This is a genomic window from Mycoplasmopsis gallinacea, from assembly GCF_012220205.1.
Taxonomy (GTDB): Bacteria; Bacillota_I; Bacilli_A; order Mycoplasmatales; family Metamycoplasmataceae; genus Mycoplasmopsis; species Mycoplasmopsis gallinacea_A.
On the sequence record NZ_CP047225.1, the window covers coordinates 951,447 to 975,390 of the forward strand.

Below are 23,944 nucleotides of genomic sequence, written 5' to 3' on the forward strand. Positions count from 1 at the left end.
CAAGAAATGAAATATTTCTTAAATAATAGTTTTCTTTGTTTTTAAAACAATTTACTTATTTAATTTATTTTTGTATTTGCTTTGAAAAACCACAATAAAAAGCTTGGCATTTAGCCTTTCTTTTTATTGTGGTTTTAAATTCCTTCTTTTGCAATGAAACTTAAAATCAGACGTTTGTTTTTACAATTTATAAAATATTTTAAAGTTCTATATTCATAAAATTATTATCTATTTCTTTAAGCTTATTTTGTATTTCTTTTTTTGTTTTTTCCTCTTCTTCACTTAGACCTTCAAGTTTCGATAACCCATTTAACAATTGATCATTCTCAATTAAATTTAGTTGATTCAATATGTTATCTCTATCATTATTTGTATCAACCTGTTGATACAACTCTATAAACTCTTTTATAAATTTGTTTTCTATTAAAAGCTGAAAATTTTTTATATTAATTGATAATTTACCTTTTTTGATAATAGTTTTCAGCTTTTCCAATGAAAAACTAGCTTTAGAAATAACTAATTTATAGTCGATAAGTTGTAATACAAATTCAAGTAATTTTCCCTTAGTTTCATTGTTATTAATAATGTTATGTAAAAGTTTTGTGTTATTTTTATCTAAGTATTCGGTGTAATTTTTTTCATTTATATTATTGGTAAGGTATTGAATAAAGGCATTGCTTAATTCATTTTGATTTGAAACATATAAATTAAAATTTTCTTTGTTAAATAAAATACAATTATTAGAAAACAAAATGTCCAATATTTGTGTTTCTGATTTTCAGTTTGTAAAGTCAGAGAGACTTTTTAAAACTTTTTCATTTTTATTGCATTTTTCAACATATTTAAGTTTATATTTTCAATTTAAATCAGAATCTAGTACACGCTTTAAGACATCTTCTCCATTAGAGTGATAAGAGTAATTATTAGACTTTGTATAATTAATGAAAAGTGAAAAAGAATTATCATCAAAAAATTTCCAAAATTTTTTTAAAAATGAATTTTTTTCTTTGTTTTCAAAAAGTACTTTAAATAGATTTTTCATTGTTATTTCTGTTTCTTTTTCTTTGATATTATTTTTCAATATATCCATAAAATCATTTATGTTGTAAGATAAAAGTTTTTTTGATATCAATTTTTCTATTTGTTCATTATCTAAATCCAAATAAGATAAATTAAAAAATTTAATAGAATAATCTCTAATTTCATTAATTTTGTTTTTAATTTCTTTTTTAAATTCTTTTTCAAAAAAATTGCAATTTATATGAAGTTTCTTATTCTTTATGAAATCAGGAAATTCTTTAAATATGTTTATAAAATCTTCAATTTCAAAATTTATAAAACATATTGTGAATACAAATTTAAACATTGAATGTTCATTGGTTGTAAGTGATTCTGAGTTTTTTAGATTTATTATTCAATCTTTAAATCCTTTATTTTTTTCATCATTTAACGTTTTGTTTAAAAATCAAATAATGATTTTTTGCACCTTTTTGTTGTTATTTCGAAATTCCTCGTATAAGCGTTCTAAAATGTCTTTATATTCTTTCTTAAAATTATCTAATATCAATTCTATTTTATCCTGTTCATCATCCCCTAATGATTCTAATATATCGATATTCAATATTGATATAGTTTTAAAGTGTTTATTTCTCAGTCTCCATATAACTTCTTCCACCTTTTCAAATTTAATGTCTGTTTTGAATAATTTATCAGGATTTTCTTTTACATGTTTAATAAAAAGTTCGTTATTTCTGTTTTGAGTTTGTTTGTAAAAAGTACTTACATAATATTCGAAAGATTCATCAAAATATTTATTTTCTACGATCATTCTTAGAAAATCTTTAATTTTTTCATCTTCGTTTATAGAAGATATTTTTTCTATCACTTTTTCATTATTGTGAGAGAGATCTTTTCAAATTTCATAAATTATGCCTTCTCTTTTAAAAAATAATTCAAAACTTTGGGGCATCAAGTTCTTTAAAATTATTATAGTGATCAATTTATCTGTTTCAATATTATTGCTAGAATTATTGTTAATTTTTGTGTCGTTTGTATTTATAGCCAATATATCTTTATAAATATAGAATTCATTTAATATGTTATTTAAAATTCTCATGTCGCTAATATATTCAGATAAATAAAAAATAGTTTTTTCTTTTACCCCATCATCAATTAGCGTTCTTAGTTTATCACTAGAACTCATAAAATCAGCAACAGGAATTATTGGTATTATAAAATCAAAAAACTTCACATTTTCTTCAGAAGAAAACATAGATCCTTTTGCTAAATAAATAAATTTGACAACGTTTTTATTTTGGGGGCTAAATAAATTAAAATTTCTTTTTCTTCCAAAAACATTCTCTTTATATTTATTAATTAAAAAATTTAATTCTCTTAATTTGACGAATATATCAACATTGTTATTACGATCCAAATCCTCTATTATTACAATGTCGGATTTGGAATTTGCTATCAAATAAACAATTTCTCTTATATCTTTGTCGAATATTGTTTCGTCGTTTTTTTCTAAATCGTTTATTTTTGCTTCCGCACCTTTAAAACTTAATTTTGAAATCTTTAAGATTTTCTTTTTAAAAAATATGAAAATGAAAAAGGAAATAGGTATTAAAAAAGAAATAGCGCACAAAATTATCAAATTATTTGTATCTTGTCAATGAAACAAATTATTTCAATAATCTTTATAAAATCATAAAATAAGTGAAAATATAAACGATATGGTTAATATAGTGTAAAAAAATATTTGAATTCGTGGTTTATTTATTTTAAAAGAATATTTACTCAGGAAAATTCTCTTTGGTTCTACCTGAGATAAAATTTGATTAATAATTTGTTTTTCCAATCTATTTTCATTATTCAATTCATTTATTTCTTTATCTGCATTGTTTGTCTTATCGTTTGAAGAAAAATGAGGTAAAGAAATAGTTATAACATTTTTAATATTATTTTCTTTTATATAAGTGTTTATGAAACTAGATTTTCCCGCTCCATAATGTCCAATGATCCCGATATTCGTAATATCATCATTATTTAAAGCATGGTCTAAAGCGTTTTTACATTTAGAAAAAGAGGTTTTCATTTCTTCTTTATCTAAAATTTTGGGAGAAAGAGCGAAAAAAGTATTTTTGTCTTTTTTATTATCCATAATCAATTCCTTTTTAATTTTCAATATTATTCAATAATAAAATTATACTTTAGCTATATTAAGGATGAGAAAATAAAAAAGTGATTTTAAAACAATTTGGCCTATAAATAATAAAAATGAATTAATATTCTGTTTTAAAATCTATATTTTTCAGAAATATAGATAATTTTAATTTAAAAATATTTTTCAATTTTGTAGAAAGCGCCTTATTTTTAGTGTTATAAGTGAAGCTATGCACGCTTTTTTTTGTTTTAATAAAAATAAGAATTATTTCTAAAAGGAGAAAGAAAAATGAAATTAAAATCATTGTTAAAATTAGCACCTATCGTTTTGGGAAGTAGCGCTTTTTCTTTTATTGTTAGTTGTAATAAAAATAATAATGAAAATAACAAAGAAATATCAAATAAGCTTTATTTAGAATGAGAAAAAGAAAGTGAAAAATCACTTAATTTTAAATTAAGGGAAACAATATGAAGCCATGAAGAAAGAAAACTTATAAAAGAGTATTATGTTTATAAAAATAAGTTTACTAAGACTATGTTTGAATTTGTCGATTTAGTTGTAGAAATTGTTAAATTTATTGAAAAATCAAAAATAAATACTAATATTGATTCTAAAATTAAAAAGTTTTATAACGATTATTTACAAGAAAATATGACTTGAGAGGAAGAAGAATCTTGAAATGTATTAAAAAATATACTTAATGATTATTCCAATGCAACACAAGAACAGATTAACCAAATGAAACTTGATTATTCACCATACGCTGATGTGTTCCAATTTTCTTATGTACATTTCCCTCAAAATATTAAGATTAAGAAATGAAACCTTATCGATTGAATAGGATATGAAGAATTAACGCATATTATTATTGGGCATTTTAAACGTATTACTTTATTGTTATTTACTTATAATGAAAATGAAAATAAATTTCTTTTCATTAATAAAGATGCTGAAAAACTATTTAAACAAAGATTAATTGATTTGTCTAACGACTTTTATTTATGTTTTGAAAAAATAAGTGAAATTCACAATACTGTTCATAATTACTTCCTTAGAAATAAAAGCGAATCATTTGATGACGACAAAATAGGTGGTCGTGGTTATATCGATTTTAAAGGAAAAATGGAATCAAATATTCGTATTTTTAGAATGTTAGTTAATGAATTTGTTTTAAATGAGTCATTTTATACAAATTAATGAGAATTTTTAAATTTTAATTCTTGTTAAACCTTTGATACTTTATAGCATAAAGCTTTAAAGTAGGTTAATTGCATATACATTGATTCAGAACTTGGTTGTAGGTTGTATTGCAATGCGGGCGGGTTCAAAAACAAAAGAAAAAATGTATGGATAAATGCTACGCTTTTTTCTGTATTTTTGTTTCCTTTGTTTTTGCATTTTTTATAAAGGAACAAATAGTTAATGGAAAAGAAATTTATTTTAAAAACAATGGTAAAGCAGTGTTTATTCAAGAGATATTTTACTTCTATTAAAAATTAAAGATTTTTTAAAAGGCATAATTCACAAATAAATGAAAAAGAACAAATAAAAGAGAAAAATGCAACAAAAACACCATTCCCTTTTGCGTTGGGAGCGGCGTTTTTGTTGTTATGGGACTTACACCGAAGCCACAAATACAAGAGTTACAAAATTTTTAATCTATATTTGTGTTTCATTATTAAGTTATTATTTTGCTAAAGATAAAGATTTTTTATATAAAAATAAATTGAAAACTAATGGTGCTAAGGTGGATAAAATTAAAATAGATTCAAAAAATATAACACCGTCAAGTCCAGCGAATGGTCAATTGTCTGTTAAATAATTACCAACAGTGTGGAAAATTAAATAACCTATAAATAAAGAAATTCATATAAAAATCATAGCTATATTTGTTTTTTTGTAAAGTTTGAAATCAGCAATATTTTCGTCTTTTACTTTTAACAAGAAAATACCAAACGTAAAAAGATATAACAATTTAGTTTTTCAAGAACCAAAAGAACTTATTAATGGTATTTTAGCAATAATTAATGTTAAAACGGCAAAAACATAAAAACAAAATGTAAGCGTAATTAAAAATGTAAATCATCCTTCATGGGTCTCATTTATTTTTATTCCGTAAATCATATATATTAAAAAACCCACTGTTAATAAAAGAAAAATTATTGATTGTAAGGCACAAAAATGAATAACTAATCTTTTATTGGTATTTTGCTTTAAATTGATCATAAGAAATTACCTCGTTTTTGAAATTAAAAGCTTTTCTTGTTTCTTTTTTGAATTGATCTTTAACTTTAAATGAGTATCAATATGATGGACTTATTCATCCTCAAACGTCAGATTTATTTATAATTCTTTCTGAGTTTCTGCCATTAGGTCAACCATAGTGAGTTAAATATTTTCTTGTTTTAGAATTTCAACCATATATAACAACGTTATGACCTTGTAGTTTGAATATATTAGCAAAAGAAATCATAACTGGCACTTTTTTCTCAATTAAATAATCTTCAGGGTGAGATGAATGAATTAGCGTTGCTGATCAATCAGAACGAACTTTGCTTGCAAAATTTTTACCATTTTGATTTAAAAATTTAATTAAAGCATCATTTAAAGTTTTAGCAGTCTTTACGTCTGCAGATTTTCCAGATAATTCATATAAACGATAGGCAACAGAAGATGTTGGATTTGAATAAAGATAATTTTTGTGAATAGGGCTTCCATATCAAAAATTATTACTGTTGTTTATAGGTGTTGTGTAGTATGAATCTCATTCAGAATCTGTAAAGAATCCAGAGCTACAAAATAGTTCTTGATATTCTATCATCATAGCTAGAGCGATATATTCACATAAACCGATTCTACCGTCAGTAACATAACCAATTTGGTAATCTGTTGTTTTGTGTCTAAATCACTCATATTGTTCAACAATGTGATCAAAGTAAGAGTTTAAATCACCATCAAAATGTTCACCTATAGAAGAAGGGTCAGCACTTTTTCTTACTCTTATTTTTTGATCTAATAATTTTTTTAATTCTTTTTTGTTTTCATCAATGTTTATTTTGTTTTTGTTTTGTTTATAAGTTTCTTTCAATTTTTGAATATCTGTATCAAAAATTTCTTCTTTTGTATTAATTTGATATTTTTTATAACCATTTTTTTCTATAATACCAATAATTGGTAACCAACTAAAGTTATCATTTTTATCTATTCTATCTAAAATAGTTTCAGAAATAGTAAAAGTAGATAAATTAAGAACTACAGTAGCTTTTTCAAAGAACAAAATTTTAATATGATCATCTAATTCATTGTAAAAATCTATTGATTCAATAAAGTTCATAGTTTTTTTGGTTATATTAAAAATTTCTGTTTTAGCAATTTTTATTTGATTTTCTTCTTTGAAAAGAAAATCTTCTTGTTTTTCTTCGTTAATAAAATTAGACTGTGCACTTATATTGAAACTATTTAAAGCAACAACGGAAGCTATTAAAGGAATTGCAACAAGTTTTTTAAAAGCAATTTTGTTTTTCATGTTTTCTCCTAAGTTGGTAATTTTTCCATTACCTATAATAATTATATTGTTTTATATTGGTCAATTGTTTTTATCGAGATAAAACTAGTATTTTTTAATCAAAAAATAATATTTTTTGTATAAACATTTAATTAAGCTTTGAAAAATATTAGAAAACTTTATAAGACAATGACAATAATTGTAATTAAAACGCGATTTTCAGTTGCGTTGCAACGCGTGCGAGTTCAAAAACACAAAAAAAGCATGATACACCCTAAGCTTTTTTGTGTTTTTATTTACTTGGTTTTTGCGTTTTTTTATAAAAGAACAAATAATTAATGGAAAAAACAATTTATTTTACAAACAATTGGAAAGCAGTGTTCATTCAAGAGATATTATTCTTTTATTAAAATTTTTTTAAAAGGCAGAATTCACAAATAAATTAAAAAGAAGAAATAAAGAGAAAAAACGCAATAAAAACACCATTCCTTGTTGGGTTGGGAACGGTATTTTTGTTGCGCTTGAGATTATTACATTGAAGCAACAAGACGGAAATATGATTATAAGCATATTTTTCATCCTACTTTATATTGCTTTTATTGCTTTTTAAAATCGAATCTGATTATTCATTTTCTTAATTTTTTAGGCCCTTCGTAAGTTAAAATATTTTTATTTTTCAATTTTTTAAAATTAAAATAAACACTATCTGTAGTAATAGATAATTTTTCAGAAATCTCTTTAGCTGTTACATAAGAATTATCTATTATAATTTTGATGATATCTTTTTCATTGTCAGTTAGTGATTTAAAAAGTCCATTATTATCAGAAAATAATCTTTCAAATTCTTTTTCTTTACTATCTTTTAAAAATTCTGGATGTATTTTTATAATAACCTGTGTATAGTCATCATTTTCGTTTTGTGGATAAAATTCTAATTCAGGTGATCCATTTTTTTCTAAAGATTCTTTTGCACGTTTTATTCCAGAGCCATAAGATTCTATCAACTTAAGTGCGAAAAACATATCTTTTATTTCTGTGTTAAGATATTTTCTTGTATCAAAACTCTTTTTTGTCTTTAGATCATCAATTGTAACTGGTGGAAGCGGTCTATTGTGATTTACGAAAGAGATTTCATCTTTACGAACATAAACACCAACATACTCTCTTTTGTCGTAATCTTTGTGTAAAACGGCATTAGTTATAATTTCTTCAAAAGCAGGTAATGGGAAGTTATAAATAATTTCATGTTCAATTTTATTATCTTTCCTTATAGTATAAGACTCTAAAATATTAGATTTGAAATATTCAATAGCTTGTTGAACTTGTATCCAAATAGGTCCGTCAAATTCTTTGGATGTCATTTTATCAGTACCTTCAACTTCTCTTATTATATTGACAGATGCACCATCAATAAATTCTTTTGGTTTATTCGCAAACATTAAAACGGCAAAATTTTTAGCCCTATATCCACCATAATCACTATTACTTACTAATCCTAAACAATTAGCCATTTCCAACTTAGATAAATTAATAACGTCTTCTTTTGCACGTGTTTGAACTAGATATTCTTTCATATATTCATAATTTAAATCATTTATCGTAGCTGTCGAATTTAAGCTAGAACTAAAATGATAATTTGAAAATTTTCTATTTAACTCATTTTCTTCTAATGGTGTTGCTAATTTTGTATCTCTTTCTTTTCTTACGTATTTACCAGCTTTGAGTTTTATTCCTTTTTTCTTTTCAGCAACATCAGTTGTGCGGTAAGACCCAGAAGAATTACCCTCTATAGCAACAATGAGATAGGGCTTATCGTCAATTTTGTCGCTAATAATTTCATAATTTATTGTAGGGCGAATATTCGAAAGAATCTTTTTTAATTCATTTTCAGTTGATTCTATTTGACTTTCATCTATTCCAGTGATAGGTCTTTTTGGAATTGCTTTTTCACCTGTGTTTTCATCATCAACCTCTTCTATTCCAATAAACAATAAGTTGATTTCATTGTTCATTAAATTATTAGCAAAAGCACAAGCTGTTTTAAGAATTTTGTCTTTAAAATTTATAGTTTTTTTTATATTCTATAAAACTATTTTCTATAGATCTATTATCAAGAATATTTCGTGCTATTTTTTTAATGTCCGAATGATTCATAACTTCTCCTTTTATGTCTCTGTATTTTTATATAAACAATTATTTAAATTTTAATTTATTTAAACAATGATTGAAGAATTATGTATTGGGATTGAAATTATTTTCAAAAATATTAATATTTTTGAAAAATATTACATATGTATAGTTGTAAATTTATAAATAATACTTTTTTACATATGAAATGTATTAAAACTATTATTGCTTAGTTTAATAAATTTTATAAATCATTAAAACTATAAAATAAATATTTATTCAAATATTTTAAATTTAATTATAAAAGTAGAAATATAACAATATTAATATTGTTTGTTTATTATCTTTATTTATATTTGATATTTGTTTCATTCGTGTTTCATTCGTGTTTCATTCGTGTTTCATTCGTGTTTCATTCGTGTTTCATTCGTGTTTCATTCGTGTTTCATTCGTGTTTCATTCGTGTTTCATTCGTGTTTCATTCGTGTTTCATTCGTGTTTCATTCGTGTTTCATTCGTGTTTCATTCGTGTTTCATTCGTGTTTCATTCGTGTTTCATTCGTGTTTCATTCGTGTTTCATTCGTGTTTCATTCGTGTTTCATTCGTGTTTCATTCGTGTTTCATTCGTGTTTCATTCGTGTTTCATTCGTGTTTCATTCGTGTTTCATTCGTGTTTCATTCGTGTTTCATTCGTGTTTCATTCGTGTTTCATTCGTGTTTCATTCGTGTTTCATTCGTTATAATTTCCCATTTGCTAGTATGAAGTTTTAAAGTATATTAATTTGCTATATATATATACATTCCACTAGAAAAATTATGAATATCTCTGCGTTTTAGGTTTATTTGCTTCGTCAGATTTCCAAACTATAAAAAATATTGACTAATTGTGTTTACAACTTAAAATCTTGAGAAACTAAGCTAGAAAAAAATTTTCAGCTTTATTTTTATATTTATAAATTCTCAAAATCATAAAATATAAATATTTATGAAGATTAAAAAAATTCGGGCTCGCTTTTAAACAAAAGCTCGCCCTTTTTTATCTTTTTGAAAAAATAGATATTTTTATTAAAAATATTTTTTTAATTTGGATAAAAACCACTTGTTTATTGTTGTTTTAGTCTTTTTTGTACACTTGTTTTTTTTTTTTTTTTTTTGTTTTAATAAAAATGAAAATATTGATTTAAAGAAGAGAAGTGATAAAGTCACCCGAGAAATACAGATACTTTTAAAGATTTCTCGGCTTAACAAGAAAGGAAAATCTATGATTAAAAAATTATTAAAACTTTGTCCTATGGTGCTTACAAGTGCTACTTTACCTTTTATGGTAGCATGTAATGATAAAACCATTACCAAAAATAATGGAGAAAATAATAATAGTGATAATGATGCTAGTGCAGAGACACAAAGCTTGACTTTAACAACTGCTACTATTTTTAAAGAATTTAGAACTCAAAATAGAATTACACTTGAAAATAAATTAGCAGAAAAAGAGTGAAACCTTGAACAGCAATGAAAATTAAGAGAGTATTCACATCAAAAAGGAATTTATGTACAAAGCACATTAGAATTTTTTGATTTAGTTAAAATTGTATGAAAAAATGTCTTAAAAATGTATAACAATAATGAATTTAACCAAGAAACCAAAAAACAACTTTTTGATTTATTTTTTAATAACCAAGGAGAAGAAGAATTAGTCCAAGAAAGACAAGAGCGTTTAGATAATGTTAATTTATTATTAAATGATAAGGTATTAGAAAAAATAAAACTTGCAACAATTCCTTATGCAGATGTATTTGAATTTACATACTTTCAATTTAGAAGCTTGCCTGAAACAAAAGGTTTAACAATTAATAATTTAAACGAAAGAGAGTGAGATTTACCAGTAATTAACAAAAAATTTGAAGATTATGTAGGAATTTTTAGTATTTTTACATTTATAATACACGAAAGCTGATTTGAAAAAATAAAACCTGTTATTATTGAAAAAATTACTCAAATAACAAAAGCTTATGATACTATTATAGAAATAGAGTTAGAAAAACTTGTTAAAAATAATACAAGTGAAACGTTCATTACTAATGATTTTGGTGTAAAATTTACACAAGATTTTTGAAGAAAGTTTTATGAAATACATAAACTTATAAAAAGAATTTTTGAATAAAAAATTACTTAAAAAAATAACAAAGGAAATAAAAATTATGAAACTTAAAAACTTATGAAAACCACTTATCTTTTTACTTACCCTTTTCGGGGGGTAATTAGCAGCTGTTCTAAATTAAATAACAATTCACGACATGGTAATGAAAAAGTTTATTTATACTTTGATAGACATTTTAATAATAAAACTAATGAAGAAATTAATGAAAATTCTAATAATACTGAAGGGCAACCTAAAACAAAAAGTCACGCCGTTATAGCGTGACTTTTTGGTTTCAAATTATTATTTATGATACTTAATGTTATTTACAATTGAAAAACCACGGTAAATTTGCTCAATAAGCATTACCCTAAATAATTGGTGTGGAAAAGTCATTTTTGAAAAATTCACTTTTTTTTCAAAACAAGATTCATCTACTCCATTTGATCCACCGATAACAAAAGTTGTATTATCAACATTAGTAAAAAGTGAAGCAAATTCGACTGAATCATATTGTTTGGCTTTGGTTGATAAATAAATGACATTAGAATTTTTTGGTATCTTACTTAAAATCATTTCAGTTTCTTTTTTGATTTTTAATTCAATATTATCGATTTTTTGTTCCTTTATTTCAATAACGTTGACCTTGCAGAAAAACTCAATTTTCTTGACATAATCATTAAAAAGAACTTGGTATTCTTTACTGAGTGAACCAACTGCAACAATATTAAGCTTCATTGTTTCCTTTTTTAGATTTTAAGTGGAAAAGAAGCATTTGAATATCTGCTGGATTAATTCCACTGATTCTTGAAGCTTGTCCTAAGTTAATTGGACGAATTTTTTCAAGTTTTTGTTTTGCTTCAGTAGCTATATTATTAACTTGTGAATAATCTAAATCAGCTGGAATTACAATTTTATCTAGCTTATTCATTTTATTTGCTTCTTGCTCTTGTTTTTTTATATATCCATCTAACCTTACAATTGTTGTTAATTCGTTTTTGAACTCAAAATCACCAACAACATCACTAGCAGCAACTTCAGGACGAGCAAGTACTTTTAACATACTTACACCATTTGTAATTCCGTATTTAAGAGCTAAATCACTTTTTGAAGAAACAAATGAATTTTCTAATTCAACAATTTTATCTTCAATTTTTTTGTATTTATCAAGAACCTTTTGATAATCACTATCACTAATTAACCCTACCATATGACCATATTTAGCAAGACGAATATCAGGGTTATCATTTCTAAGTAAAAGACGATATTCAGCTCTAGAAGTAAGCATACGATATGGTTCTTTAGTTCCTTTGGTTACTAAATCATCAATTAAAACACCAATATAAGCATCATTTCTTAAAAGGACAAGACCTTCTTTATTTTCCAGTTTTTGTCCTGCGTTAATCCCTGCAATAAGTCCTTGTGCAGCAGCTTCTTCATAACCACTAGTACCATTAATTTGACCTGCGGTGAAAAGATTTTCAATAATTTTGGTCTCTAAGGTAGGTTTAAGTTGAAGCGGATTAATTGCATCATACTCAATAGCATACCCTCATTTTTGAACCTCACAGTTTTCAAGTCCCGGAATAGTTCTAAGCATTTTGTCTTGAACATCAATTGGCATTGATGTTGACATACCATTAACATAAATAATGCTTCCATCAGCTGTTTCAGGTTCAAAAAACACTTGGTGTCTTTCTTTATCAGCAAACCGCATTACCTTATCTTCAACACTTGGACAATATCTAGGTCCAATTCCTTCAATTAAACCTGAATACATTGCAGAGCGATGAATATTATCTTGAATAATTTTATGTGTTTGAGCATTTGTGTAAGTTAAATAACATGAAATTTGCTTATCTAATTTCACACCAGAACGAGAAGAGAAACTTAAATATGAATCTTCTAAATTTTCTTTTTCAACTTTTGAAAAGTCAATTGAATGAGCATATACCCGAGCTGGAGTACCAGTTTTTAATCTTTGGATTTCAAAACCTAAATTATCAAGTGACTGACTTACTTTTGGTGTAGTTTTTTGATTATCAGGTCCAGAAACTGTTACTTCATCACCACGAAGAATTCTTGAATTCATGTATGTTCCAGTTGTGATCACACAAACTTTAGCATTTAAAATTCCATTTTGCTCTAAAACAATTCCAGTAAATTTATTTCCATCAGTAAGAATGTCAGTAGCAACATCTTCAATGATAGTTACATTTGGGTGTTTTGAGAGAGCTTCAAAAATGATTTGTGAGTATTTTTCTTTATCAATTTGAGCTCTAATGGCTCTAACTGCTGGCCCTTTTGATTCATTAAGCATTTTAATTTGAATCATTGCTAAATCAGAAAAATACCCTTGAACTCCTCCAAGCGCATCAATTTCACGTGTAATAATCCCTTTGGCAGGTCCTCCAATTGAAGGGTTACATGGCATCATTGCAATTCTTGTTTTATCAAAAGAAACAAGCGCAACTTTGTGCCCTTTATTTGCAAGCGCAAAAGTTGCTTCAACTCCAGCATGTCCTCCACCAATTACAACTGCTTCAAAATTTAAATTGTTATTATTCATAGTATTTATTATTTTACTAAAAAAAGATTTTTTGCTTATTTTTTCATACAAAAAAATTATTTTTTCTAGTTTTAGAAAACTAAAAAAATCAAATTAATTTATAATATAAAAACTATGAATAAATGAGTAATTTTTAGCGATGTAGATGGAACAATCTACCCATTTCCTAATAAGGAACTTTCAAATGAAATTATCAATAAAACTAAAGAATTAGCTGATAAAAACGTTCCTTTTGTAATCAACACTGGTAATGGTCCATATGAAAAAATCCAAAGATTAGCTAATGAACTTTCAGGTAGATACATTATTTGTTCAAATGGAGCCTTAATTTTTGATAACTTAGAAAAAAGAATTTTAAATATTGAATATATGCCTCTTAAAGAAGTAGAAAAAGTTTGAGAAATTTCTAATAGATTAGGAATAGGGCTTTATTATTTTGGAACTCATCAATACTACTTAAAAGATTTTACTAAGGAAAATAAGGACTTTTTAACTCGTTTTTGTGAATATGATCAGTGAAACACTGAAGGAAAAATCAACGAAGATATCCATAAAATTGAAGTATATGGAAATAGAGATGAAATTGAAAGATTTTATCAAGAAGCTTCAAAAGCTGATATTGACTTAAATATTTGCAACTTAAAAACTCACATCGAAATTACCAAAACCGGAGTTTCTAAAGCAAGCGGAATTAAATGACTTTGTGATAATATTTTTGATTGCACCCTTGAAGATGTAATGGGAATTGGTGATAGTCCAAATGATATTCCAATGCTTCAGGCTGTTGGTTATTCATATGTTATGGATAATGCTGATCCAGTTACTAAAAAAGCAGCTAAATATTACACTTCAGATGTACGTCAAAATGGACTTGCTGAAGCAATTGATGATTATTTATACCGTAGCGATTACGAATTAAAAAGAATGATTTCACAACAAAAGTCAAAAAAATAGGTAGCAAAAATGAAATATTTCATAATATTTTTAATTTGTTTATTCTTAATAACACTTGTGTTATTAAGTTTTTTACTTTTTAGAAATATTTATATGAATAAAACTTTTAACAAAATTACCAAAATCAAAAATGAAATAAATTATCTTATTTCTTATAATCTTTCAACGCTTTCAAAATACCAAAGCATTAAAAACGAAAACAAAACTTTTGATAAAACTTATGATGATCTTAATTCACTCAATCAATTTATTAGTAGCTTTGTAACTACCTTAAAAAACATTTTCGAACAAATTCAGGAGCATTATAAAAACAAGCAAATCATTCAGTTTTATCACAAAGTTAAAGAATTTAATTACAACCACAATAAATTTAAAGGTTATAATAGCAAATTTGAATCACTAACATTTGAACTTAATCAAAAATGAAACACTTTCGATAATGATTGAGATCGCCTTTTAGATGCACTCACAGAAACGCAGTATTTTCTTGATTCAAGCAAGGAATTTATTCCTAATACTTACGAAAAAGCAATTGTGCTTAATTATGAATACCGCTCTAATTTAACTAGTTTTAAGAACCTAAGAAAAAGTGGAAATTTTAAAGATACTAATCAGCAAATGATTGAATTTTCAAAGCAAATTCAGCAATATATTCAAATTTGTGATTCGCTTAAAAAATTAGACTGAATTTTGTTTGTCGCACTTCCAAGTCAAATTAAATTTCTTAAAAATAAATCTAATTCTTATGATCATAAATTTTATGATAATTTATCCAAAGAAGTTCTAAGCTTGCAAAATGAATGAAACGAACTTTCTTATAACCAAATCATCCATAAAATTAAAGCAATTTATCAACTCCTTTTTGAAATAGCAAGGGAAAATCATAATAAAAACTTAGTTGAATCTTTTAATGAAAATAACGCTCATTTTTTAGAAACTATTATAAAAGAGATTCAAGAAGATAAAATTGATCAAAATGTAGTTAATGAGCTAAAAAACATTGCTAAAAGCATTTCTATAGCTAAAAATTACTCAAAGAATCTAAGTTTATACAAAGAATTTATTGACAAAGCTTCAAATGCATTCCAAAATAGACAGAACAAAGAAATAAAGCGCAGCTCCTACTTTCACAAAATGCAAGCTTTTAATATTGAAGTATTACAAACCATATCTTTATATAAAGAATTAATTGAAGATAAAAATTGAACCAGCAGTTTTAAAGCAAGAAAAATAAAGCTTGAACTAGATAATTTTTACCAAGAAAATTTATTAAAATTAACTAAAGAAACAGTGATTAATCTTAGTGAAAATAAATACAAATGAAACAACTGAGTTGATCTAATTTCACAGGGAATTAAAATTGTAAGTGAAAATTCAGCTTACAAAAAATTAATTAATGAACTGAGAAAAGTTTTAACTAATAAATATCAATATTCAGCTAAAAAAAGCGAATCTATTAATCAAATTTTCACATTAGCTCAAAACGAATTAAAAAACAATGATTATAAAATGCTTTATCGTGATTTAAAAGATAAACTTAAGGAGAAAAAATATGTATAACAAGATTTTAATTAGATACGGAGAACTTGTTCTTAAAAAGAAAAATCGAAAAACTTTCATTAAAACATTAGAGCAAAACATCCAACACATCACTGGTGAAAAACCACAAGTAGAATTTGATCGTATGTACCTAAATTACAATGAAGAAAATTTAAAAAACTTAAATTATGTTTTTGGAATTAGTTCATATTCTCCAGTGGTTGTAGTTGAAAATGATATTGAAGTTTTTCAAGCAACTATTTTAAAAATGGTTGAACCAACATCTAAAACATTCAAAATTGCAGCGCGTAGAAACTTTAAAAAATTTGAATTAACTTCAGATCAAATTAATCACGCTTTAGGTGGTTTTGTTCTTAAAAATACCCAAATGAAAGTTGATGTTCATAATCCAGATCAAACTTTTTATGTTGAAGTTAGAAATGGACGTACCTATATTTTTTCAAAATATATAAATGGACTTGGAGGACTTCCTGTTGGTGTATCTGGAAGAATATTGCATCTTATTAGTGGTGGATTTGACTCTCCAGTAGCTGCTTACGAGCTTATGAAGCGTGGGCTTAAAGTGGATTTTTTAACTTTTATCACACCACCACAAACTGATCAAAGAACAATTGAAAAAATTTCAAATTTAACTAAAGTACTTGCTAAATATCAACGTTCATCAACTCTTTTTGTTTGCGATTATAGCGAGCTTATGAACTACATTTCTTTTGTTTCTAAAGAATCATATAAAATCACTTTAATGCGTCGTAGTTTTTATCGAATTGCTGAAAAAATGGCTCTTAAAAAAAGTTATTTAGCTGTTTCAAATGGTGATAATCTTGGTCAAGTTGCTTCACAAACACTTGAATCACTTGCTACAATCGGAAATGCAACTTCAATTCAAATTTTCCGACCACTTCTTACTTTTGATAAAAATGAAGTTATTGATATTGCACGTAGAATTGGTACTCATGATATTTCGATTATTAAAGCTAATGAAACTTGTGAGTTATTTGCTCCTAAAGAACCTGTCACTAAACCTTCTTTACAAACTGCTTTAGAGCTTGAAAAAGAGCTTTATAACTTACCAGAAATGGAGCAAGAAGCTTTTGAAAATGGTATTGATATATTAAATTTTAAATATAGAGATTAAAGAAAATTGCGAGCAGTTATTGCTTGTAATTTTTATAATTTATTTATTTAATTTTTCAATTCTCAATATGGTTGATATATAATATAAATGTATCTAATATTCTTGTTAGATATCTATATAACTGTAATTAAGTTTTTAACTTAATATTGCGCGCGGGTTCCATGCGCAAACCTGTTGATACGGTCCTTTATATGTGTATTTTATAGTATCATAACAAAATCCTGAACCCAAAAAGAGGCAAGTGATTGTCTCTTTTTTATTCAAGTTTTATTTGTGTATACTAAGTTATATGAAAAACGAATAACTCTATTATCTAGGGTTATTCGTTGTTTTATAAAAGTATAATTTAATAAATAAAAGCTTCTTTTTCTTTAACAGGAAAAGCTTCTAACATTTCTTTTGTAACTTTATCAAAGTATTCATAATTAATATGATCAATTATTTTAAAGAAGTTTTGGAACTGCTCTAAACTTCTTTTGATTTTATCTTTGATAATTTCTAATTGGGATGCAAATTCTAAGGAATAAATATTGTGGACAAAGTATGAAAGAAGTGAACGCGAATCCATGTAAAAATCTACAAAATCATGACAAATATCACTTGATTGAAAGAGTTTTGTAAGTTCATCTTTATAAATTTCTATATCAGTAAGATGACTAAATACTTTTTCATTTGGAACGTTATAAAAAAGCTTTTTGCGATTTTCAGACATAATCACTTCTTTATCTAACCCAAGTTGTTCTCTATTAGTTTCATCTAATGGTATGTTAAAGAAACTTAAAAAGAAAAGCTTTTCATCATTTTTGTTTAAGATTGTAAAATCACTTCTATATTCATTGATTTCTTCTTGTTTATCTTTAATATTTGATCTTGGTCTTTCTAAGCAAATTTTAAAAATTGAATTCAGCTGTTCTTGGATATATTCATCTTTTGATTTGTCTTTGTTTTTCAAAATAGTTTGTAAAAGTGCTAATTTTATAAAATATTCAGAAATGGTCCGGATGGCAGATACAACAGCATTAAGAAAGAACTTAGATTCATCAATTTGAGTATTATGAATGATTTGATTGAGCAAGTTTTCAATTGGTTTATACTTTTTGAATTTAGTTTTTAAAAATTTACTTATTTTTTCAGCAATTTCTAATTCACTCATTCGATAATCCACCACTTTTTTGACATTATCATTTTTGACATTTCTTTTAATATCTAAAAGCTTAGAAAGAGGGAAGTCTCAAAAATGTTTAATAAACTCATAAGTTTTCATTCTAAAATCAGGATCGTTGAAAATAGCACAAAAAATTGCTTTTTTATCTGGATTTTGATTATCTTGTTTATCTAAATAAACTTTATAAACAAATCTTTGAATTTTTTCAATCGGATAACCTTTGTAATTTGATGCATTGTAAAATTCTCTTTTAGCTTCATTAAATTTAACATCAATATTACTTTTATAATCAAAATCTTTACGTACTTTAATAGCTGTTTTTTTAAGCAATTCAAGCGTTTTATGTTTATTTAAATCTTCGTGTCTAAGCTCTAAAAAATGCTCAACAAATTCTTGTTCAATTACATAATCAGAGAAGTTGTTATTAGCTAATTGAATAAATCAGCAAGCATTTAAATATAAATTATAAAGTGAATTTACACTCATATTAAAACGCGCTAAAACTAATTCTTTTTTAGCTTCTAAATCCTGTTTATCGTAAATGCTCTCATTTACAAACAAATAGTAAATATCAAGATAAAGAAGTAATTCATTTCATTTTTGATATCCTGCCAGAATTATTCCATGCTTCTTAAATAATGAATTCGAAATTTCTTCATTGCTTTTATGAACCTTAATTTGGCTTTCTAATAACTCAAAATCAGTAAAAGGTTTATTAGGTTCTATTTGATCTAAAAAATCTTTTAAAACCTTTATTTTCTTAGATTTTTCTTCACTCACTTTTCAGAATAATTTATCTATATTTTGCGCGTATTCATCATAATTTGCAATGATTTTTAAAACTGCTACTCTTCTATTTCCTTCAATTACAATGAATTTATCTTCATCTTTTTGAATAACTTCAATAAAATCAGAATTAGGTAATCATTTGATATTGATTGAATTAAAAAGTTCAATAAAACTTTCTTTGTTTTCATAAATTAAATTAGCAATTTCGCTCATTTCTTGGTCAAGGTTATATCTAAAATTAGCACTTTTTGAACGCTTAATATAATCAAAATTAAACTCGTTAATAATTTCAAATCTTGGATTTCAAAGTCCAAGTTCTAATTTATTTAATAACTCTTTATTACCTATCATTAGACACCACCTTATTTTATTTCCTTATTATCTATCTCAATTATATTACCTTTAAACGCGTGCTTAAGTAAAATCCAAAAATTAATTGATAAATACCTTTTAAATATTAAACCTTTCATTTCCCCACTTACTTTTACTATATAGGAAATTTAATATAAAAATAACGAATATAACTATTTTCTAGATTTATTCGTTATTTTGATCTCAAAAGTGTCAAACTATTCATCAGATTTTTCAAGTGAATAAATATCTTGAATTAAAGCAATGATTGCTTTATTTCTGTTTTCAATTTTTTCTTTAGTTCACTCTTTCTCAATTTTGAGAATTTCAATTTTTTTATCATAGTTTTTATATTGATTTTCAAATAATTCTGGTAATTTATCTAAATATTTATCTTTTACTTCTTTAATTGTGAATTTCACACCTGTAAAAGACATCATCGATTTTTCCGTATGTTTATATAATTTTTCATATTTCTCAGCAGGAGGGTTATTTTTCCCTTTGTTGTTTGCTTGCATATTTAAGATAAAACCATTACCAATAGAATCGATTAAATTAGAGTCTTTTTGTGCTTGTTCTATTTCGTCGTCTTTTGAATCCTCTTTTATTTTTCTAGAATAAAAATGCTCTCAACTTGAATTTTCACTAAATAAATTTAAGAATTTTGTTAATTCCGAATTATCTTTTAAATAGCTTCAATTTGGAAAATTATTAAAATCATTCATTAAAAAACATTCAACTCTTCTTATAAGCATTATGTAGTCTTTATTACTACTTGTAGTTCTTTTGGATGGTTCTGAAAGTCTATTTTCTATATCTTTAGCAAAAGTACTAATTATTTCTTTAAATGTACTTTGCGGATTAATTCATTTATAAAGTTCATTTCTTAAATCTTCAATATTTTCAATATTATCGCTACCATCATGATGTTGAATTTTATCAGCTCAACGTTTAACAATATCCCTAATTGATTGACCTTCGAAGTAACTTGTTTTTCAAATTCATCTAAATCTTTCGATTTCAAAAAGTCATCTTATAGCTTTATTGAAGTTGGTTAAATTATCATCTTTAGATGCAAATTCATTAAAACTTATGATATTAAATTTTTGTAAGATACTATAAACAATTAAAAATAAAACTGTTGTATCAGCAACTTTAGTAAGGCACATAAAAGGGAAAACAGAAATTAACATATGTTTGTTTACTTCGCTAATTTCTTTAGCAAATAGCATTTTCTGCGAATCAAATAATTTCTCTAATTCATTAGTATTTTCAGTTAATATGAATTTAAAAATTCAAAGATCTTTCGAAATCACATCTAAAAACTTTTGAAAGTCTCCATTAAATTCTTTATGTTTAGTTTCAATGAATTTTTTGAGAATGTAATAAACTTTATATTCATTATTTCTTTCACTATCACAGTTAAGATTGTGTTTGTAATTAATAAAATTAGCAAAAATTTCAATTTTCTTATCATCTTCGATAGTTTCATCGTTTTTTACTTTATAAAAATGCTCTGATATATTTTTCTTAAAACTTTTTACACAACCAGGATAATTGTAAGGGTCTCAAAGTTTATAAATTAATGAATTAATTAAATCGATATTATTTAATCTTTGACTAAGCAGGTTCATTTTTTCAAAAATTTTATCTTCATACTTGCTTTGCACAAACATAATGTTGAAATAAAGATTCTCAAGGAAAACCTTAGTTAATTTTTCAATTTTTTCCTTATTAAACCCAATTTTACTATTTAAAATGTTTCAAATGTGATCTAAATTATTCTTTATTTTAGATTTAAACTCTTTTTCAATATCAGGTACAAAAACTTTCCTAATTTTTTTAATATCGCTTGAAAATAGTGATTTTAAGTATTGATATGATTCTGATTCTTCGTAATCTCTAAGATTCATTCAATGTTTTTTGTTTTTGAACATATCAACAAAAACTTCAGGAATAAGAATTTTATCTTCATTATGAACATTATAATGAAGAATCATTTTATATAGCGCATATGAAAACAAAATCAATGTCATTGTTCTTTGTTGTCCATCAACAATGTTTAAAGTGTTGTTTATTTGTGAAAATGTTATAGAACCTAAGAAATGTTTTTTATTTTCTTCTTCAATTAAGGCTTCGATATCTTCAAATAAAATATCAATTAATCTTTCATTTCAAGAATAATTTCTTTGATATAAAGGTAAGAATATTTCGTTTTTTATAGTAGAAAAATGAAGTAAATAGTTTAAATTGAACACAAAAGATTTAAATGGTGTATTATCATCAACTATATTTGAGGAACTATCTAAATTTCCATTGAATTCGTAAAAACCATTTGTATAACCTAATTTCTCAGGAGCAAAACTAGAATAATCAAAATGTAGTATTTCTTGATCTTTTTGTTTTTCTTTTATCCCTAATGCTGTGATAAATTTATCTAAAATTAATTTCACATTAAACGGATTTTTTCCAGTGCAAATATAATTACAAAATTCACCTCAACGCTTTATTACATTAGCAGATTTATTTTTCTTGTTCAAATATTCATTAATTAAATTGTAGTAACTATCTCCAAAATTCTCTATAAAGTTTTTGCTAAATGATAAAAGAATTGAATTCATTCAATTACTATCACTTATATCATAAAAAATTTCTCTTTGATTATTAGTTAAATAGCTTACAAAGTCAACTTGTTTTGATTTAGTTTCCTTTTTCTTAGCATTGTAATCATTAATGATATCTATATAACGATTTAATTTATTGGTGATTTTTTCAAAAATATATTCTCTAGTTGTATTTTCTCAATTCGAAATTGGATCGTCCTTTAATTTTTCGATAAATTCGTTTTTTAAATAAAAAATGGCTGGTTCCTTATCTTTTGAATTTGTTTCTAAAATGTCGCAAATTTTTAAAAATTGCACAACTTGGTTTAAAGTGCTCTCTGATAAGTCTTTTTTGTAAAATTCAAACTCTTCTTCAGTGCCATCTTTATAAACAATTGCATTTATTGTTAAATGATTTATTAAATTGCCATTTATATAATCATTTGAAATATGAGAATTGTGAAGTCATTTTAAAATCGCGTTGTCGAAATATCCTTGTACATTTGTACCGATATCTCAAATTTCAGTTAAGAACTTTTCTTTACTTTTTTTCGCCATTTTTATCCCCTTTATTATTTAATACATGAATATTTCAAATTGCTTCAAAAATCCTTTTTAAAACATTTACATCAATTGAATTTCCTGCTTGTCTTCATAATGCTTCTTTAGTTAAAATTCCGCTATTTATAAATGGTTTTAACTTGTTAAAATCCTTATCTTCAAATCCCATAATTTTGTAACTTTCTCTTGGCGAAACAAACCTATAATCGAGCTTTTTAGGGTTATTTGCTTTTAAATTTAAATATCCAACATTTGGAATCCGATCTTGCTTAGTAGTTAGTGTGTTAATGGTGTATTTGTTTTTATGCGCAAATTCTAGGTCATTTAGATCTCTTCCTTCATTAATCATTCTTACTCTGGAAGGTGTTTTATTAACTAAATAATTGTTTAACTCTTCAAGATTTTTATTATTTAAATCAAAGATTTTATGATACTCTTTTTTCCTTTGCTCTAAGGTAGTTAATTTATGCTTGCTACCTAAAGAAAGCAAGTATTCTTTATATTCAGCATCATTTTTAAAAGGGGTTTTGATACCTTTAAGCACGCTAATAGCAAAAACCCTTTCTCTTTTTTGGAGCGACCCAAAATCATTAGCATTAAATACAGCTGTGAAGGTTTTATAACCTAATTTTTTTAATTGATCTTTTCATTGCTCATATTCAGCGTGGTATTGATTAACTAAGTTTTTAACATTTTCCAAAAGTAAATATTTAGGTTTATTTTTAGCTTGCTTTAAAATCTTTCCGATTTGCCAAACTAAATGGCTTGTGCTTGAATCATCATTAATCCCTTTAGAACGCCCCATATTAGCTACCGACAGCCCTTGACAAGGGAATGAATAAGTAAGTAGATCAATTTCATGCAAATCTAAAACTTCCCCTGAGACAGCATTAATGTCAGGGAAATTGTTATTTAAAGAGTTTGCTACAGCTAATACCTTCTTAGTTTCAATTGGTAATCTTTTAATGTATTTTATAGGAGTTTTAGAGTTACTGCTAAAAATCCTTTGTGATAAATACTCATCAATTTTTGTTTCAGAATTAAACTTATTTTTGCATATTTTTTCAATTTTTGTTTCACTTAAGCCATTATGAATTGATGCATAAGAAATAATTGCTCTTATATCTCAATCTGATGTGGCTACTACTTCAAATTCACTCTTTATTTGCTTGTTAACTCACGAAATGCTTTTGTGCTGAGCACCTATACCGGCGAAAGCTTCAAAGACTTTAATTTTCATATTCTAGGAATAGACAAAAAAGCTGAATGCTAAGCACTCAACTTTTTTGTATTTTTAAATGAATTAACAAAATGAAAAAGT

Annotated in this window: 14 protein-coding genes; 5 read left to right on the forward strand and 9 right to left on the reverse strand. The window is 25.2% G+C overall.

What is annotated here, in order from left to right; all coding sequences use genetic code 4:
* Positions 1–199: 199 nt before the first annotated feature.
* The gene (locus tag GOQ20_RS03710; RefSeq protein ID WP_167845457.1) at positions 200–3,163 is read right to left on the reverse strand and encodes a YobI family P-loop NTPase; all 2,964 of its coding nucleotides are present in this window, start codon (positions 3,161–3,163) and stop codon (positions 200–202) included.
* Between the two features lie 291 nt (positions 3,164–3,454).
* On the opposite strand from GOQ20_RS03710, the gene GOQ20_RS03715 reads away from it, so the two are divergent.
* Positions 3,455–4,363 (forward strand): hypothetical protein, encoded by a 909-nt coding sequence (locus GOQ20_RS03715; protein ID WP_167845458.1) that lies wholly within the window; start codon positions 3,455–3,457, stop codon positions 4,361–4,363.
* A gap of 489 nt (positions 4,364–4,852) precedes the next feature.
* Here GOQ20_RS03715 and GOQ20_RS03720 read toward each other — a convergent pair whose 3' ends face one another.
* The 3 genes from GOQ20_RS03720 to GOQ20_RS03730 all read right to left on the reverse strand — a co-directional run bounded on the left by GOQ20_RS03720 (position 4,853) and on the right by GOQ20_RS03730 (position 8,749).
* A complete protein-coding gene (locus GOQ20_RS03720; RefSeq protein ID WP_167845459.1) occupies positions 4,853–5,392 on the reverse strand; it encodes a hypothetical protein in 540 nt (179 codons plus the stop codon).
* Positions 5,364–6,692, reverse strand: a complete 1,329-nt coding sequence (locus GOQ20_RS03725; RefSeq protein ID WP_167845460.1) for a putative cysteine peptidase — start codon at positions 6,690–6,692, stop codon at positions 5,364–5,366. The genes GOQ20_RS03720 and GOQ20_RS03725 overlap by 29 nt, the downstream gene beginning before the upstream one ends.
* A gap of 575 nt (positions 6,693–7,267) precedes the next feature.
* Positions 7,268–8,749: an RNA-binding domain-containing protein gene (locus GOQ20_RS03730; RefSeq protein ID WP_318028600.1), complete on the reverse strand. Its 1,482-nt coding sequence runs from the start codon at positions 8,747–8,749 to the stop codon at positions 7,268–7,270.
* Positions 8,750–10,060: 1,311 nt separating this feature from the next.
* Between GOQ20_RS03730 and GOQ20_RS03735 the strand changes: the two genes are divergently transcribed.
* The gene (locus GOQ20_RS03735; RefSeq protein ID WP_167845461.1) at positions 10,061–10,960 is read left to right on the forward strand and encodes a hypothetical protein; all 900 of its coding nucleotides are present in this window, start codon (positions 10,061–10,063) and stop codon (positions 10,958–10,960) included.
* Positions 10,961–11,239: 279 nt separating this feature from the next.
* Here the strand turns inward: GOQ20_RS03735 and GOQ20_RS03740 are convergent, their stop codons facing one another.
* Positions 11,240–11,674 carry a 23S rRNA (pseudouridine(1915)-N(3))-methyltransferase RlmH gene (locus GOQ20_RS03740; RefSeq protein ID WP_167845462.1) on the reverse strand — a complete coding sequence of 145 codons (435 nt, stop codon included), beginning with the start codon at positions 11,672–11,674 and terminating at the stop codon, positions 11,240–11,242.
* Positions 11,664–13,505, reverse strand: coding sequence for a tRNA uridine-5-carboxymethylaminomethyl(34) synthesis enzyme MnmG (gene mnmG / locus GOQ20_RS03745; RefSeq protein WP_167845463.1), 1,842 nt, complete (start codon positions 13,503–13,505; stop codon positions 11,664–11,666). The genes GOQ20_RS03740 and mnmG overlap by 11 nt, the downstream gene beginning before the upstream one ends.
* Before the next feature lie 114 nt (positions 13,506–13,619).
* Between mnmG and GOQ20_RS03750 the strand changes: the two genes are divergently transcribed.
* The 3 genes from GOQ20_RS03750 to thiI all read left to right on the forward strand — a co-directional run bounded on the left by GOQ20_RS03750 (position 13,620) and on the right by thiI (position 17,154).
* The gene (locus tag GOQ20_RS03750; protein ID WP_167845464.1) at positions 13,620–14,459 is read left to right on the forward strand and encodes a Cof-type HAD-IIB family hydrolase; all 840 of its coding nucleotides are present in this window, start codon (positions 13,620–13,622) and stop codon (positions 14,457–14,459) included.
* 93 nt (positions 14,460–14,552) lie between these two features.
* Positions 14,553–16,019, forward strand: coding sequence for a hypothetical protein (locus tag GOQ20_RS03755; protein WP_167845465.1), 1,467 nt, complete (start codon positions 14,553–14,555; stop codon positions 16,017–16,019).
* On the forward strand, positions 16,012–17,154 hold the full coding sequence (gene thiI, locus GOQ20_RS03760) for a tRNA uracil 4-sulfurtransferase ThiI (protein WP_167845466.1): 1,143 nt from the start codon (positions 16,012–16,014) through the stop codon (positions 17,152–17,154). Before GOQ20_RS03755 ends, thiI begins: the two co-directional genes overlap by 8 nt.
* Before the next feature lie 346 nt (positions 17,155–17,500).
* Here thiI and GOQ20_RS03765 read toward each other — a convergent pair whose 3' ends face one another.
* The 3 genes from GOQ20_RS03765 to dcm form a co-directional block, all read right to left on the reverse strand.
* On the reverse strand, positions 17,501–19,459 hold the full coding sequence (locus tag GOQ20_RS03765; RefSeq protein WP_167845467.1) for a hypothetical protein: 1,959 nt from the start codon (positions 19,457–19,459) through the stop codon (positions 17,501–17,503).
* Positions 19,460–19,677: 218 nt separating this feature from the next.
* Positions 19,678–22,620 carry a DUF262 domain-containing protein gene (locus GOQ20_RS03770; protein ID WP_167845468.1) on the reverse strand — a complete coding sequence of 981 codons (2,943 nt, stop codon included), beginning with the start codon at positions 22,618–22,620 and terminating at the stop codon, positions 19,678–19,680.
* On the reverse strand, positions 22,604–23,863 hold the full coding sequence (gene dcm, locus GOQ20_RS03775) for a DNA (cytosine-5-)-methyltransferase (RefSeq protein WP_167845469.1): 1,260 nt from the start codon (positions 23,861–23,863) through the stop codon (positions 22,604–22,606). Before dcm ends, GOQ20_RS03770 begins: the two co-directional genes overlap by 17 nt.
* Between the last annotated feature and the right edge of the window lie 81 nt (positions 23,864–23,944).